Here is a 13,936-nt window from a genome sequence, read left to right on the forward strand (position 1 = left end):
GATGAACGCGCCCTGGCAGCCGTTACTTGACTGGTGGTTCGGTGCGGCCGGCTGCGGCGCTGGCGTGACGGCTGCCGAGGTGGCTGCCAGTCGTACTGCGCTGTGGTTCGGCAAGCAGGACAGCCAGGATAACCAGGCGCGCGAGCAGTTTGGTGGGCTGGTTGAGCAGGCTCTGAGTAACCAGCTGCAAGACTGGCAGCGCGAACCTAAAGGCTGGCTGGCAAACTTGCTGTTGCTCGATCAGCTGCCACGGATGATCTTTCGCGATACCCCGCGCGCTTTTGCTGGAGATCTGCTGGCTCGACCGTTGGCTCTGCACGGGTTGGCCCAGGACTGGGATCAGCAACTGCCACCAATCCAGCGGATATTCACCTACCTGGTGTTGGAACACGCCGAAGAGCTGGCGCTGCAGGATCAGGCGGTGCAGCTGTTTGAAGCTTTACTCGAGCAAGCCGTTTCGGCCGAACGCGAGCTGTTTGCCGGTTATCTGGATTTTGCCGAGCGCCATCAGCGAGTAATCGCGCGTTTTGGCCGCTTTCCCCATCGCAACCCGATTCTCGGGCGTACCTCCAGCGCCGAGGAATCTGCCTTTCTGTTGGAACCTGGCTCGCGCTTCTAGCATCCAAGCAGGCATGCTCGGTATTGCTATGCCAAGCTGGTCTTGGTTCTTTCCTCAGGAGTTTCCCCATGTCTCTGCGTGTCGTCGCACTACTCGCCGGTTGCCTGCTGCTGGCCGCCTGCAACAAGATCAATCAGGACAATTACACCCAGCTCAAGGCGGGCATGAGCAAGGATGAGGTTGAGAGCCTGCTGGGCAGTCCAGGCGAATGCGCCGGCGCGTTGGGTATGTCCAGCTGCACCTGGGGTGATGAACAGCGCTTTATCAGCGTCCAGTACGCCGGCGACAAGGTCATGATGTTCTCCGGCAAGGGGCTGAAGTGATGCGCCTGCTGGCGGCGTTGGCCGCAGCAGTGTTGTTGGTGGGTTGCGCCAACTCGGGTACGGGCGTGGTGCCGCCAAAGACGGTAGAGCAGGTCGATCTGCAGCGTTACCAAGGCACTTGGTACGAGCAGGCGCGTTTGCCGATGTTCTTTCAGCGCAACTGCGCGCAGTCTGAAGCGATCTATACGCTGCAGGATGATGGCGCGATTGGCGTGACCAATCGTTGCCGCACGTATGACGGCGATGTGCAGCAGGTGCAAGGTCAGGCCGTGGCGCAGGTGCCGGGCGAAACCAATAAGCTCTGGGTGCGTTTCGACAACTGGGCCAGCACCCTGCTGCCAGGGCTGACCAAGGGCGAGTATTGGGTGCTGTACCTGGATGACGATTACCAGACTGCGCTGGTTGGGCACCCCAATCGCGAGTACCTCTGGCTGCTGACGCGCGATCAGGACATCAGTGCGCAACGTCGCGCCACTCTGCTTGAGGAAGCGCGCAGCCGTGGCTACGACACTCGCGCACTCATCTGGCGGCGGACGGATGCCGAGATGGCCTTGCAGCGTTAAGCGCCGCTTATTGCTTGGCTTTCGGGCTCTGCAGGCGGATATGCAACTGAGTGTCCGCCGTGCCGTGCTCAAACACGCTGTCAGCTGGGGTCGGTTTGCCATTGAGCAGCGGTGGGTTGCTGGATAACCCCACCGGCTCAAGTGGAATGCCCCGCCGGCCTTGGTCGAGCAGGCCGTTGCCATTGCTGTCCTGGAACACCTGGATGGCATAGCGGCCGGGCGGCACGTTATCCAAACGCAGCTCGCCGTTGTCACTCCGTTGCTGGCGCAGTGGTTGTTCGGGCCAGCGGTTTTGCTCGCCGCTCACCAGTGCTGCGTACACGGGACCTGTGGCTTGTATACCGCCGACTGTGACCAAGATGTCGCCAGCCTGGGCTGCTGAGCTGACCAGTAGCAGCAAAAGGCCAGTCTGATAGCCGGCCTTCTTTACGGTTTGAAGAATTCTCTGTGGCATAATCCGGGCATTTCGCAGGAAGTGGCTGGCGATGCGTCAGGTCTTGATCGTTCATTTTTCGCAAACCGGCCAGCTAGACAGGTTGGCACAATCGGTATGCGGACCTTTACAGCAATGCCGCGATATTCAGCTGGATTTTCTCACGCTGCAACCCGCGCAACCTTACCCGTTTCCTTGGCCGTTTCTCGGCTTTTTCCGGATTTTTCCGGAAACCGTGTTGATGCGCCCGCAGCCATTGCTGCCGTTGGCGGTCGATGCGAACAAGCGTTATGACCTAGTGATCCTCGCCTATCAGGTGTGGTTCTTGTCGCCCTCGCAACCGATGACGGCTTTCCTGGCCTCCCCTGAGGCGGCGAAGCTGCTCAAGGACACGCCGGTGGTGACGCTGATCGGCTGCCGCAACATGTGGCTGATGGCTCAAGAGAAGGTCAAGAAGCAGCTCACTGAACTGGGCGCGCGGCTGGTGGACAATATCGCCCTGACGGACGCTTGCGGAACAGCAGCGAGCTTTCTAGCAACGCCCTTGTGGCTGTTTACCGGACGGCAGAAGCCCTATAGCTGGGTGCCGCGCGCCGGTATCGATGAGGCGGAAATTAGCGCCGCCAGCCGCTTTGGCGTGGCCATGAGGCAACGCTTAACGGCTGACAGTCTGCCGATTGCGCAACCGATGCTCCGCGGCCTCGGTGCCGTGCGAATTGATGAAAAGCTGATCGCCAGCGAGAGGGTCGGCAATCGCAGCTTTCAGTTATGGAGCCGCTTGCTGGCGGCCTTAGGCCCGCAGCAGAGCCGTCGGCGTGGCGCCGGGCTGGTGGTGTATATCGTCTTTCTGTTGTGCCTGATTGTCACAGTCGTGCCGCTCAGTGCCTTGCTAAAAAAACTGTTGGCGCCGCTGTTAAAAGAGCGCACCCAGCGTGAGAAGGCTTACTTTGCCGGCCCGTCTGGCGAGTGAAGTGACCCGAGGAAGTCCTGTGGTACAACCTGTATATATCAACCGCATCAGCGCTTTCCTGCCCCATGAGCCGGTCGACAACGAGCAGATGGAAGCACGCCTGGGCCTGGTCGGCGGCAAACCCTCGCGGGCGCGCAAGTTGATTTTGCGCAGCAATGGCATTGTTCAGCGCCACTATGTGATCGACCCGCAGACCGGTGCACCGAGCATGAACAATGCACAGGTCAGTGCGGCGGCGATTCGGGGTCTGCTCGGTGGTGATTTCCAGCTGGATGACCTTGATTGCCTGGTGGCCAGCAGCGCTTCGCCGGATCAGGTCATGCCGGGCCATGCGGTGATGGTGCAGGGCGAGCTGGGCAATCCGCCGTGTGAAGTGGTGTCCACCGCCGGTATTTGCCTGTGCGGCATGACCGCGCTGAAATACGCCTGGATGAGCGTGGCCAGTGGCGAAAGCCGCAACGCCGTAGCCTGCGGCTCGGAAGTGGCGTCGACTCTGATGCAGGCGAGCAATTTCAACGCCGAGTATGAGAGCCGCCTCGACGAGCTGGAAACCCACCCTGAAATTGCCTTCGAGAAAGACTTTCTACGCTGGATGCTCTCCGACGGCGCGGGTGCCGTGCTGCTGCAAGGCCAGCCGAACCGCACAGGCCTGAGCTTGCGCATCGACTGGATCGACATCTTCTCCTTTGCCGACCAGATGCCACCGTGCATGTATGCCGGCGCGGAAATGGTCGACGGCCAGCTGCAGGGCTGGAGCCGCTATGACGGCGGCGAGCGCAACCGCCGCTCGCTGATGGCGATCAAGCAGGATGTCAAACTGCTGAACGACAACATCGTCAAATACACCGTGGAAGAGACGCTGAAGCGCATCATGGCGCGCCGCGAGCTGCAGGCCGATGCGGTGGATTATTTCCTCCCGCACTATTCCTCCGAATTCTTTCGCGAGCGCCTCTCCGTAGGCCTGGCCAATGCCGGCTTGCCAATCCCGCAGGAACGTTGGTTTACCAACTTGACCCGTAAGGGCAATACCGGCGCCGCGTCGATCTTTATCATGCTTGATGAGTTGTTCAATTCAGGTAGCCTGCGCAGCGGCCAGCGTTTGCTCTGCTATGTGCCGGAAAGTGGGCGCTTCTCCAGCGCCTTTATGCAGTTGACAGTGGTTGGCCAGGACGGTGACAACACATGAAGCTCGATGAGGTTCCTCAGGACCACAGCTCCACTTACGGCGGCCATTGCAAGCTGGTTTATGCCGTGGATGCCAGCGGCCATTACCAGGGCGCGCAGAGCGATGGCTGGGAGCCGGAAGCTTTCGCCACTCAGCTGGCCGTAGCCGAACTGCAGGAGCAGGAAGCCGAGGCCGAGGCGGGCTGGCAGCGCGGCGAGCTGTCGCCGCTGAAGTGCCTGATGTACCGCTACCGCCTGGATGAGCCCGCGTTGGCGCAGATTACTGGGCTGTGGCAGTGGCGCATTCGGCGGCACTTTCGCCCGGCGATTTACAAGACACTGTCGGCAGCCCTCCTGGCGCGTTATGCGGACGCCTTCGGCCTGCCTGTTGAGCAGCTGATCACCTATCAAAAGGATTTGGCATGAGCAGTTTTCAGCATCAACAGAGCGCCCACTGCGAAAGCGGGGTGATGGCCAGCCTGTTGACCCATGCCGGTTTGCCGATGAGCGAGCCGATGGCGTTCGGTCTGGCCTCGGGCCTGGCGTTTGCCTACCTGCCGATCGTCAAACTCAGCGGCATGCCGCTGATTGCCTACCGCATGCCGCCTAAGCACCTGATCAAGACCCTGAGCAAACGCCTGGGGGCGAAGCTGCACACGCGCACCTTCGGCGATCCCGAGCAGGGCCGTCGTGAGCTGGATGCAGCTTTAGACAGTGGCCGTCTGGCCGGACTGCAGAGTTCGGTGTTCTGGCTGCCGTATTTCCCGCCGGAGATGCGTTTTCACTTCAATGCGCACAACCTGCTGGCCTATGGCCGCGAGGGCAATGACTACCTGATCAGCGATCCGGTGTTCGAAGCGCCCGTGCGCTGCGCCGCCGAAGACCTGCAGAAGGCGCGTTTTGCCAAAGGGGCGCTGGCCGCCAAGGGGCTGATGTACTGGCTCGATGATGTGCCGCTGGAGCAGGACTGGAACAAACTGATCCGCCAGAGCGTGCTGTCCACCACACGGATTCTCGATGGCATGCCGCTGCCGTGGATCGGTATTCGCGGTATTCAGCACCTGGCCAAGCAGATCGACAAACTCGATCCCGCGCAGAGCAAGTACAACCGCCTGTACCTGACCCATATCGTGCGCATGCAGGAAGAAATCGGCACCGGCGGCGCGGGTTTTCGCTTTATGTATGCAAGCTTTTTGCAGGAAGCTGGCGAGAAGCTGGGCGACAACAACCTGCAGGAAGCTTCAGCGCAGCTGACCGCCATCGGCGACCAGTGGCGTCAGTTTGCCTCGGCTTGCGTGCGCGCCAGCCGCAACAAGGGCGAGACGCCCAACTTCGCGCCCATCGCCGAGAGTCTGCGTGGCATTGCCCTGCAGGAGCGCGGGTTGATGAAAGAGCTGGCGGCTTGGAGCAAGCGCTAGAGTGGATCGCGCTGTATCGATCCACTGTTCACGCGGCTGGTGGATGAACGCGGCGTCATCCGCCTTACAGCTTGATCCGCAGCACTTCGGTATCTGCACTTAACTCGGCAAAACTGTTGGCGTAAGCGCCAGCAGTTGCACCTTCTAGCAGCACCGTCTGCACACAGAAATCCCCGTGCTCATCGCAGACCAGCAGCAACGCCTGCTCGATGAGGCCGTCCTGCAAATCCAGATTGGCCAGGGCCTGTAGTTGCATCCAGACCTGTGCGCCAGCACCGATAAACAGGTTTGGCCCCTCGATGCTCAGCTGTTGGGCGATATGAAAGCCGGCGGCATTGCTCACGCTGTTCACAAACTCGAAAGGCTTGGGCTGCTTGTGCTGTACGCACACGGCCTCCAGCAACGCGCCCATGGTGGCCCGCGCCGGGTGCGCGGAGGCCAGGTACAGGCCGCAGTTGCTAAGCACCTGGGGTTTCAGCGGCGCGGCGGCCAGCAGGCATTGCAGAATTAGTCGGTCGATACGCCGTGGCGGGCTGTCGAGCCACTGCCCGAGGGCGGTCTTCAGCTGTTTATCATCCATGCTGGCCAGGCCGTGGATCTCACAGGCAGCGATTACCGGCATGCTAAATCTCCCTGAGCGCAGCCTTGTAAAACCAGGCTGGCATTATTGCCGCCAAAACCGAAGAAGTTGGTCAGCAGCAGGCTGTCGGCCGCCAAGGCTTGCGGTTCTGCGCTAAAGGGCAGCAGGGCTTCGCTGGCGTAGTCCACGGCTGGAAGTGCGCCCAGCTGCAGGGTTTTGAGCAACAGCAGGCTTTCACTCAGGCCGCAGGCCCCCAAGGTATGGCCGAGCCAGGGTTTAAGCAGGCTCAGGGCCGGCATCTGTTCGCCATACAGCCTGCGCATGCCGTTGCTTTCGGCTTCATCGTTGGCGCTGGTGGCGGTGCCGTGCAGTTTCACCAGATTGATCTGCGCCGCCGAGCAGCCGGCACTGTTGAGCGCCTGTTGCATGACCCAGTGGATATGACTGCCATCTCCGCGGGTGGTGGTCAGGCTGCTGGTGTCGCACGCACTGAAACCGCCGAGCAGGCGCGCCAGCGGTGCGTCACCGGGTTCGCGGCTGAGCAGCGCCGCGGCATAGGCTTCGCCCAGCAGCAGGCCGTCGCGTTCAGGGTGGAAGGGGCGGTATTGACCGCTGGGGCTGGTCAGCATCAGCGCGCCGAATCCCTGCATAGCGATGGCGCTGGGTGTCTCGAAACTCAGCACCAAGGTGCGGGCATACTGGCCTGCGTTGATCAGGCGGACGCCGTACAACAGGCCATTAGCCGCGCTGGTGCAGGCGGTGTTCAGGGTGAAGGCAGCGGCAAACCCCCAACGCTGGCGCAGTTGGTGGGCCAGCAGGTCGAGGGATGTTGAGTCATCTGGGCAAAAGCCCTGGCGTTCGGTGGTCAGGGCTTCCAGCTCACTGATATCCAGGCTGGTGCTGGCGACAATCAGCAGGCAGTCGTCGAGCGTTTGCGGTGGTGCGCCGAGGGTCTCAGTCAGCAAGCGATCCAGGCGCTCACTCAGGCTTTCGCCAGTTTTAGCTGCATAAAGGTACGTGCGCGGTTCCTGCACTTCATGCAGTACGAAGGGCTCGCCCTGAGGTGCTTGGCCGCGTTGCAGGGCCTGGGCGGCATGGTGCAGGTCATCACCCAGGGCGCAGTGCAGGGCCGCGCGTTGCAGGTAGATGGGGGTCACGGCTGCTGCCTGATGTAGGCGGCAATGCTGGCAATGCTGCCGAGAATGCGCCGTCCATCCTTGGCGCCCTCAATGCGCACGCCGTAGTGCTGTTGCAGCGCCAGGGATACTTGCAGAGCATCCAGGCTGTCCATGGCAATACGGCTTTTGCCGCCGAACAGTGGCTCGTCATCGCTGATGCTTTGCCAGTCGATATCGTCTTCCTTGTCGCACTCGCGAATCAGCAGTTGTTTGAGTTGTTGTTCTAGTAGTGAGTGGTCCATTGCGTGCGCTGTACTCGTCGGGTGAACAGAAGCAGCCCAGCCATGCCGCATACGGCTGCAAACAGCAGCAGGCGCGCGCAGTAGGGGGCGATGTCGGCCAGTGAGCCGTGGCCCACCAGCAGGGTGAGGAAGGCGTCCAGCGCCCAGCTCATGGGGGAGATTTCCGCCAGTTGGGCCATGGCCGCCGGCATCACACTTTTCGGCACCATGATCCCGCCAATTGCGGCCAGCAGGATATTGATGCCGCCCCCGAGCAGCAGTGCCTGTTCGCTGCTGCGCGCCAACGCGGCGAGCAACAGGCCCAAGCTGCAGGTGGCAAGTGCCACACTGATGGCCAGCAGCGGATAGGCCACAGCGCTGCCGGGCAGGCTTAGCGCCGGCAGACCAAGCAGTGGCAGGCCGTAGACGCCAATACTCAGCAGCAGAGCGAACTGCAGCAGGTTGATTGCCAGGTACGGCAGCAGTTTGCTCAACACCAGGGTGCCAAGGTTCAGCCCGAGGCAGCGCAGGCGCAGCAGGGTGCCGCTTTGTTGTTCGCGCTGAAAGCCACCGGCCATCGGTAGCATCACAAAGAACATGCCGAAAATCAGCCAGGCCGGCACGCTCAGTTGAGTGGCATTGGCGCGGCCGCTGAGGTCGCCGCTGGCCAGTTGTTCCTGTTCAATGATCTGGCTCTGGGTGCGCTGCTGCACCAGTTTCAAACGTTCAGCACGGCTGAGTTCGGCATCAACTACGCCGCTGTCTTCCAGATAGGCCAGCAGCCGGGTCTGCGCCAAGGCGATGCTCACCGCGCTGTGCAGGCGCTGGCGCGAGAGTTTGTCGAACTGTGCCGGGTAGCTCAGGCTCGGCCCTTGATGTGGGCTGTCCAGCAGCGTGTCAGCGAAGTCTGCGGGCAGGCGCACGCGGGCCAGACGTTCGTCGCTGCTTGTGAGCAGCGTACTGTCCGCCAGTTGCGCCTGCAGAGCGTCGCGGAAGAACTGGCTGGCATCGTCCTGCGGCGCTTCGATAATCAGGCGCAGCGCCGGTGGTTTGTCCTGCATATAGCTGGACATGGCCCCGGCCATCAGCAGCAGAAACAGCGTCGGCATGATAAACAGCACCGCCAGCGCATGGGGGTCGCGCAGCAGCAACAACACTTCCTTGCGCACCAGCGCCCAGAGCCTCATAGCCGGCCTCCGTTAAGGCGCAGGTAGAGCTGCTCCAGTGATGGGCGGCCAAAGCGCAGCAGGTTGGGCAGGCCATCCTGGGCGGCGACAAATTCTGTAATGGCCAGCAGCTGCTGGCCATTCAGTGCTGCGATACGCAGACCCTTGGGCAGCGCTTCGGCGCTCAGTTGCAGGTGTGTGAGCAGTTCGCTCAGGCCGGTTGGCGGCGCGTCCGGCCATTCCAGCAGCAGGCCGTGGTCGTCGCCGAGCAGCTGGCGGGTGTCCAGGTCCAGGTGTACCTGGCCTTCGTGCAGCAGCAGAATGCGCTGGGCCACCCGTTCGACTTCTTCCAGATAATGGCTGGTGTAGATCACCGCCTTGCCCTCGGCGGTCAGCTGCTCCACGGCGGCCAGCAAGTGCTGTCGATTGGCAGCATCGACGCCCACGGTGGCTTCGTCGAACAGGTAGAGATCAGCTGGTTGCAACAGGCCGATGGCGAAATTCAGCCGCCGCTGTTCGCCGCCGGACAGCTGCTCGCTGCGCCGCGTCAGCTTGTCTTCCAGTGCACAAGTATCGATGCATTGCTGCAGGCGCTGACGGCGTTCGGCGCCGCGCAGGCGATAGAGGTCGGCAAACAGTTCGAGGTTCTCGCCCACCTTGAGCCCGGCATAGAAGGCCAGCTGCTGCGGCACCAGGCCCAGCCTGGGTTGACCTTCCCAGCGCAGCTCACCCTGCTGCAACGCCAGCACGCCGCTCAGCAGCGACAGTAAGGTGGTTTTGCCGGCGCCATTGCTGCCCAGCAGGCCCAGGCATTCGCCGGTCTGCAGCTGCAGGTCGATACCCTGCAGCGCCGCGCGGCTGGTGCCTGGGTAGTTGTGGACGACATTACGCAGCTCAAGCATGGATCAACACCAGCAGCAGTTTGCCGTCGAGCAGCAGATGTTCGTCGCTGTGGATGCTGAAGGCATAGAGCGCACCTGCCGGGCTTAGCGCCTCCTGCTGGGCACTGACCTGCAATGCGCCACTGCGCTGAGCTGGCTCGTGGTGCAGCTGCAGCTGCGAGAGCTTGCCGACCAGGGCCATTTCAATGGCATTGCTGTCGCCGTATAAGGCACCATGCGCGGCGCACAACTGGGCCGCCGCCTCGAATAGCAGGCAGGGCGAGGCCGCTGGGCCGAAGGCATCTAGATAGCGCCAAGCACTCAGGCCCTGAATGCTCAGGCTGTCATGCGCCAACAGGCCGTCCAGCCAGAGAGCTGGGTCTTGATGGGGCAGCAGGCTGTGCAGTTGAGTGCGATCCATTGCGGGCGGCCGAGGTAAAGAGGTCGGCAGTGTAACAGAGGGGCTGCAAGTCACGCAGTGCCTGGGTTTGGCAGGCCAGCGAGCAAAATTGGAGAGGTTCTATGGCGTGGTTGCAAGGGGGCGCTTTTGCGCTGGGGACGCTGGTCTTGGTGGTGCTGTCCTGGCGGGCATTGCAGCTGCCCAAGTCCCACGGTTTCTACCGTTTTTTTGCTTGGGAGGCGATCCTGGCGTTACTGGTGCTAAACGGGCCGCAGTGGTTTGTCGACCGTTTTTCCGCTCATCAGCTGGTATCCTGGGGCCTATTATTCGCTTCGCTGCTGGTGCTGTTTCCCGGTCTTTATCAATTGCGCCGCATGGGCCGCCCGAACGAGCAACGCACGGATGCCGAGCTGTTTGCCTTCGAACGCACCTCGCAGCTGGTGACCAGCGGCATCTACAGCCACATCCGCCACCCTTTGTACGCCTCGCTGCTATTGCTGGCCTGGGGCGTGGCCTGCAAGCAACCTAATGGCCTGAGCCTAGTTCTGGCACTGCTGGCCAGCCTGACACTCTGGCTGACTGCCAAGCGCGACGAAGCTGAGTGTCTGCAGCAGTTTGGTGAGGAGTACCGCGACTATATGCAGCGCAGCAAGATGTTTATCCCCTGGATCTTCTAATCGACTATTCCCAGCTCAGCCGTGCCAGCTTCCACTCATCGCCTTCAAACCACCACTCCATCTTCACGCTGTAGTGGCGTGCGCTGTCGGGGATCAGACCCTCTGCACCGGCCAGGCCGATCTGGGCTTCGGTGTGGCCTTTTTCGCGGTAGGTCGTGTCGAGGTAGCTGTTCTTGCTCAGGGCCAGCACCTTGATGTTCTTGTGGCGCATAAACAGCAGCAACATGGTGCGCTGCGCCCACTCACGGTCAAATTCGCCTTGGGCCGAGAACTGCGGGTGCAGCTGGTCGAGTACCGCGTTGTTCTTCTTCGCTTCCAGGTTGTCCTGCAGTTGTTGCACGGCTGCTTCCAGCGCGGCCTGCGGATTATCTTTGGCACCGCAACCGGCGAGCAGGGTGCAAAACAGTAGGAAAGCTAAGGCAAATATCCGTGTTGGCATGCTGAACTCCTTTTTCATGGTTATGATGCCCGGCAGAGCTTAAAGCGGTTGCGCCCGTGGGTGTTCGGCGCAAGGCCGTCGACGTTACGCCGCGCATTATTCAGGTCAAGTCAGGAGCATGCCATGCAGACCTTGTATCCGGAGATTAAACCCTACGCCCGTCATGAGCTGGCGGTGCAGGCGCCGCACGTGCTGTATGTCGACGAGAGTGGTTCGCCGGATGGTCTGCCTGTGGTGTTTATTCATGGCGGCCCGGGCGCCGGCTGCGACGCGGCGAGCCGGCGCTATTTTGACCCCAACCTGTACCGTATTGTCACCTTCGATCAGCGTGGCTGCGGCCGTTCCACACCGCACGCCAGCTTGGAGAACAACACCACTCAGGCACTCATCGCTGACATGGAGCAGATCCGCGAGCACCTCGGCATCGACAAGTGGGTGCTGTTCGGCGGCTCATGGGGTTCGACCCTGGCGCTGGCTTATGCTCAGGCTCATCCGCAGCGCGTGCATGGGCTGATTCTGCGCGGCATCTTCCTGTGTCGCCCGCAGGAAATTCAGTGGTTCTACCAGGAAGGGGCGAGCCGCCTGTTCCCCGATTACTGGGAAGATTACCTCGCGCCGATCCCAGCGGATGAGCGCGGTGATCTGGTACAGGCCTTCTACAAACGCCTGACCGGACCGGATCAGATAGCCCAGATGCATGCCGCCAAAGCCTGGTCGACCTGGGAAGGGCGTACTGCCACCCTGCGCCCCAATCCTCAGGTAGTCGACCGTTTCAGTGACGCCCATCGTGCGCTGTCGATTGCCCGCATCGAATGCCATTACTTCGTCAATAACGCCTTCCTCGAAGCCGATCAGCTGCTGCGCGATATGCCGAAGATCGCCCATCTGCCGGGCGTGATCGTGCATGGCCGCTATGACGTGATCTGCCCACTGGACAACGCCTGGGCGCTCCACCAGGCCTGGCCGAACAGCGAACTGCAGATCATCCGTGATGCGGGGCATTCGGCTGCAGAAGTCGGCATTACCGATGCCCTGGTGCGTGCGGCGGACGACCTGGCGCGGCGCTTACTCAACCTGTCTCCGGACGAAGCATGAAGGCACTGATTCAACGGGTGCGTGGCGCCCGAGTAGAAGTGGCGGGTGAGGTGGTTGGCGCGATTGATCAGGGCCTGCTGGCGCTGGTGGGCGTCGAGCCGCAGGACACCCCGGCCAGTGTCGAGAAAATTCTGCACAAGCTGCTCAACTACCGCGTGTTCAGCGATGCCGCTGGCAAGATGAACCTGTCGCTCAGCGATAGTGGCGGCGGCTTGCTGCTGGTGTCGCAATTCACCCTGGCCGCCGACACCAAGAGCGGCCTGCGCCCAAGCTTTTCCAGTGCCGCAGCACCGGCGCTGGGCGCGGAGCTGTTCGACCTGCTGGTTACCCAGGCCCGCGGCAAACACTCGCAGGTTGCCACTGGCCGGTTCGGTGCCGATATGCAGGTGCATCTGGTCAATGACGGGCCGGTGACCTTTCTGCTGGAGAGCTAGCGGCGCTGCTAGCGCGCAAGGGCTTCGGCGACAAAGTCCAGGCGGTCCTGGCCGAAGTGCATCTCCTGGCCGATGAAGAACGTCGGTGCGCCAAACACGCCGCGCTTGATCGCTTCTTCAGTGGTGGCCTTGAGGCGTTCCTTCACTGCTTCATCGCTGACCAGTAGCTCAAACTCACTCAGGTCGAAACCCGCGCTGCTCAATACCTCGGCCACGACCTCGGGCTTGCTGAGGTTTTTCTGTTGCACCCACAGCGCCTCGAAGAGGGTCTTCACATAGTGCTCGAAGCGTTCGCTGCCCTGATAACCGGCTGCGCCGCGCATTAGGGTGAGGGTGTTGATCGGGAAGTGCGGATTGAAGGCCATCGGCACGCCATAGCGGCTGGCAAAGCGTGCGAGGTCCCTGAGCATCCAGGCGCCCTTGCTCGGGATCATGACCGGCGACTGGTTGCCGGTGGCTTTGAATACGCCACCGAGCAACATCGGTCGCCAGATAAGCTGCGCGCCGGCTTCGCGGGCGATTCGCGGCACCTGGGTCCAGGCCAGGTAGCTGGCTGGGCTGCCGAAATCGAAAAAGAATTCCAGGGTTTTGCTCATTGCATGCTCCTTTGGGAGATTTTGTTATTGGGCGAGCGCGCAGTCGTTAGAACGTCTCAGACCATGGCCGCAGATCCAGCTCATGCACCCAGCAATCGCGAGGCTGGCAATGGATCTGCCAGTAGGTATCAGCGATGTGGTCGGGATTGAGAATACCGTCCTGATCCTTGAGCTGGTACAGCTGCGGAAAGGTGTCGCGGATAAACGCGGTGTCGATGGCCCCGTCGATAATCGGGTGGGCGACATGAATGCCCTTGGGGCCGAGTTCGCGGGCCATGCTTTGAGCCAGCGCGCGCAAGGCGAACTTGGCGCTGGCGAAGGCAGAGAAATTGGCCCGGCCGCGCAAGGAAGCGGTGGCGCCGGTAAAGATGATCGTGCCCTGGCCACGCGGCAGCATCACTTTGGCGGCTTCACGGCCGGTGAGAAAACCGGCCAGCGCGGCCATTTCCCAGACCTTGCGGTAGACCCGTTCGGTGGTTTCGGTGATGGAAAACTGCACGTTGGCGCCGATATTGAACACCACCGCATGCAGCGGGCCGACCTCGCGCTCAATGGTGGCGAACAGCTCGACCACCTGCTCCTCAACACGTGCATCGCAACCAAAGGCGCGGGCAGTTCCGCCAGCCGCTTCGATCTCCGCCACCAAAGGCACGAGTTTCTCGGCATTGCGCCTTGCCACACAGGCGACATAACCCTCGCGGGCGAAGCGTTTGGCGATGGCGCCGCCGGTGGCATCACCAGCGCCGACGACCAGAATTGTTTTGCGTTCGCTCATTGCG

The 13,936-nt window shown here is 61.7% G+C and carries 20 protein-coding genes; 10 read left to right on the forward strand and 10 right to left on the reverse strand.

Annotated features, from left to right (window positions below; translation table 11 throughout):
- The first annotated feature begins 1 nt into the window (after nt 1).
- The 3 genes from CUR33_RS01770 (at nt 2) to CUR33_RS01780 (ending at nt 1,505) form a co-directional block, all read left to right on the forward strand.
- On the forward strand, nt 2–619 hold the full coding sequence (locus CUR33_RS01770; RefSeq protein ID WP_289238501.1) for a DUF924 family protein: 618 nt from the start codon (nt 2–4) through the stop codon (nt 617–619).
- 68 nt (nt 620–687) lie between these two features.
- A complete protein-coding gene (gene bamE / locus CUR33_RS01775) occupies nt 688–942 on the forward strand; it encodes an outer membrane protein assembly factor BamE domain-containing protein (protein ID WP_090254847.1) in 255 nt (84 codons plus the stop codon).
- Complete coding sequence (locus CUR33_RS01780) at nt 942–1,505, forward strand: lipocalin family protein (RefSeq protein ID WP_289238502.1); 564 nt, start codon at nt 942–944, stop codon at nt 1,503–1,505. The genes bamE and CUR33_RS01780 overlap by 1 nt, the downstream gene beginning before the upstream one ends.
- A 7-nt stretch (nt 1,506–1,512) precedes the next feature.
- Here the strand turns inward: CUR33_RS01780 and CUR33_RS01785 are convergent, their stop codons facing one another.
- Complete coding sequence (locus CUR33_RS01785) at nt 1,513–1,959, reverse strand: DUF2141 domain-containing protein (protein WP_289238503.1); 447 nt, start codon at nt 1,957–1,959, stop codon at nt 1,513–1,515.
- Nucleotides 1,960–1,990: 31 nt separating this feature from the next.
- On the opposite strand from CUR33_RS01785, the gene CUR33_RS01790 reads away from it, so the two are divergent.
- From CUR33_RS01790 to CUR33_RS01805, 4 genes are read left to right on the forward strand one after another with little or no spacing between them, the layout of a single operon-like run.
- Nucleotides 1,991–2,908: a dialkylrecorsinol condensing enzyme gene (locus tag CUR33_RS01790; protein WP_160089712.1), complete on the forward strand. Its 918-nt coding sequence runs from the start codon at nt 1,991–1,993 to the stop codon at nt 2,906–2,908.
- Between the two features lie 19 nt (nt 2,909–2,927).
- The gene (locus CUR33_RS01795) at nt 2,928–4,094 is read left to right on the forward strand and encodes a beta-ketoacyl-ACP synthase III (RefSeq protein WP_289238504.1); all 1,167 of its coding nucleotides are present in this window, start codon (nt 2,928–2,930) and stop codon (nt 4,092–4,094) included.
- Nucleotides 4,091–4,498, forward strand: coding sequence for a hypothetical protein (locus tag CUR33_RS01800; RefSeq protein ID WP_282874266.1), 408 nt, complete (start codon nt 4,091–4,093; stop codon nt 4,496–4,498). Before CUR33_RS01795 ends, CUR33_RS01800 begins: the two co-directional genes overlap by 4 nt.
- A complete protein-coding gene (locus CUR33_RS01805) occupies nt 4,495–5,490 on the forward strand; it encodes a BtrH N-terminal domain-containing protein (RefSeq protein ID WP_167146574.1) in 996 nt (331 codons plus the stop codon). Before CUR33_RS01800 ends, CUR33_RS01805 begins: the two co-directional genes overlap by 4 nt.
- Before the next feature lie 64 nt (nt 5,491–5,554).
- Here the strand turns inward: CUR33_RS01805 and CUR33_RS01810 are convergent, their stop codons facing one another.
- From CUR33_RS01810 to CUR33_RS01835, 6 genes are read right to left on the reverse strand one after another with little or no spacing between them, the layout of a single operon-like run.
- On the reverse strand, nt 5,555–6,112 hold the full coding sequence (locus tag CUR33_RS01810) for a hypothetical protein (RefSeq protein ID WP_289238505.1): 558 nt from the start codon (nt 6,110–6,112) through the stop codon (nt 5,555–5,557).
- On the reverse strand, nt 6,103–7,227 hold the full coding sequence (locus tag CUR33_RS01815) for a beta-ketoacyl synthase N-terminal-like domain-containing protein (protein WP_289238506.1): 1,125 nt from the start codon (nt 7,225–7,227) through the stop codon (nt 6,103–6,105). The genes CUR33_RS01810 and CUR33_RS01815 overlap by 10 nt, the downstream gene beginning before the upstream one ends.
- The gene (locus tag CUR33_RS01820; RefSeq protein ID WP_160089700.1) at nt 7,224–7,490 is read right to left on the reverse strand and encodes an acyl carrier protein; all 267 of its coding nucleotides are present in this window, start codon (nt 7,488–7,490) and stop codon (nt 7,224–7,226) included. The genes CUR33_RS01815 and CUR33_RS01820 overlap by 4 nt, the downstream gene beginning before the upstream one ends.
- Nucleotides 7,472–8,656, reverse strand: coding sequence for an ABC transporter permease (locus CUR33_RS01825; RefSeq protein ID WP_289238507.1), 1,185 nt, complete (start codon nt 8,654–8,656; stop codon nt 7,472–7,474). The genes CUR33_RS01820 and CUR33_RS01825 overlap by 19 nt, the downstream gene beginning before the upstream one ends.
- Complete coding sequence (locus tag CUR33_RS01830; protein WP_289238508.1) at nt 8,653–9,537, reverse strand: ABC transporter ATP-binding protein; 885 nt, start codon at nt 9,535–9,537, stop codon at nt 8,653–8,655. The genes CUR33_RS01825 and CUR33_RS01830 overlap by 4 nt, the downstream gene beginning before the upstream one ends.
- On the reverse strand, nt 9,530–9,937 hold the full coding sequence (locus tag CUR33_RS01835) for a beta-hydroxyacyl-ACP dehydratase (RefSeq protein ID WP_289238509.1): 408 nt from the start codon (nt 9,935–9,937) through the stop codon (nt 9,530–9,532). The genes CUR33_RS01830 and CUR33_RS01835 overlap by 8 nt, the downstream gene beginning before the upstream one ends.
- A gap of 101 nt (nt 9,938–10,038) precedes the next feature.
- Here CUR33_RS01835 and CUR33_RS01840 point away from each other — a divergent pair, with 101 nt between their 5' ends.
- Nucleotides 10,039–10,593 carry a methyltransferase family protein gene (locus tag CUR33_RS01840; protein WP_289238510.1) on the forward strand — a complete coding sequence of 185 codons (555 nt, stop codon included), beginning with the start codon at nt 10,039–10,041 and terminating at the stop codon, nt 10,591–10,593.
- A 4-nt stretch (nt 10,594–10,597) separates the two neighbouring features.
- On the opposite strand, the gene CUR33_RS01845 is transcribed toward CUR33_RS01840, so the two are convergent.
- Nucleotides 10,598–11,032, reverse strand: coding sequence for a hypothetical protein (locus CUR33_RS01845; protein ID WP_289238511.1), 435 nt, complete (start codon nt 11,030–11,032; stop codon nt 10,598–10,600).
- A 123-nt stretch (nt 11,033–11,155) separates the two neighbouring features.
- Between CUR33_RS01845 and pip the strand changes: the two genes are divergently transcribed.
- Nucleotides 11,156–12,127 carry a prolyl aminopeptidase gene (gene pip, locus CUR33_RS01850; RefSeq protein WP_289238512.1) on the forward strand — a complete coding sequence of 324 codons (972 nt, stop codon included), beginning with the start codon at nt 11,156–11,158 and terminating at the stop codon, nt 12,125–12,127.
- Nucleotides 12,124–12,561 (forward strand): D-aminoacyl-tRNA deacylase, encoded by a 438-nt coding sequence (dtd, locus tag CUR33_RS01855; protein WP_090254880.1) that lies wholly within the window; start codon nt 12,124–12,126, stop codon nt 12,559–12,561. Before pip ends, dtd begins: the two co-directional genes overlap by 4 nt.
- 8 nt (nt 12,562–12,569) lie before the next feature.
- Here dtd and CUR33_RS01860 read toward each other — a convergent pair whose 3' ends face one another.
- Both CUR33_RS01860 and CUR33_RS01865 read right to left on the reverse strand, forming a co-directional pair.
- A complete protein-coding gene (locus tag CUR33_RS01860) occupies nt 12,570–13,157 on the reverse strand; it encodes a 2-hydroxychromene-2-carboxylate isomerase (RefSeq protein ID WP_282874258.1) in 588 nt (195 codons plus the stop codon).
- A gap of 46 nt (nt 13,158–13,203) precedes the next feature.
- Nucleotides 13,204–13,932 (reverse strand): SDR family oxidoreductase, encoded by a 729-nt coding sequence (locus CUR33_RS01865; RefSeq protein ID WP_289238513.1) that lies wholly within the window; start codon nt 13,930–13,932, stop codon nt 13,204–13,206.
- Nucleotides 13,933–13,936 lie beyond the last annotated feature (4 nt).

Source organism: Pseudomonas sp. FEMGT703P (assembly GCF_002786345.1).
Lineage (GTDB): Bacteria > Pseudomonadota > Gammaproteobacteria > Pseudomonadales > Pseudomonadaceae > Aquipseudomonas > Aquipseudomonas peli.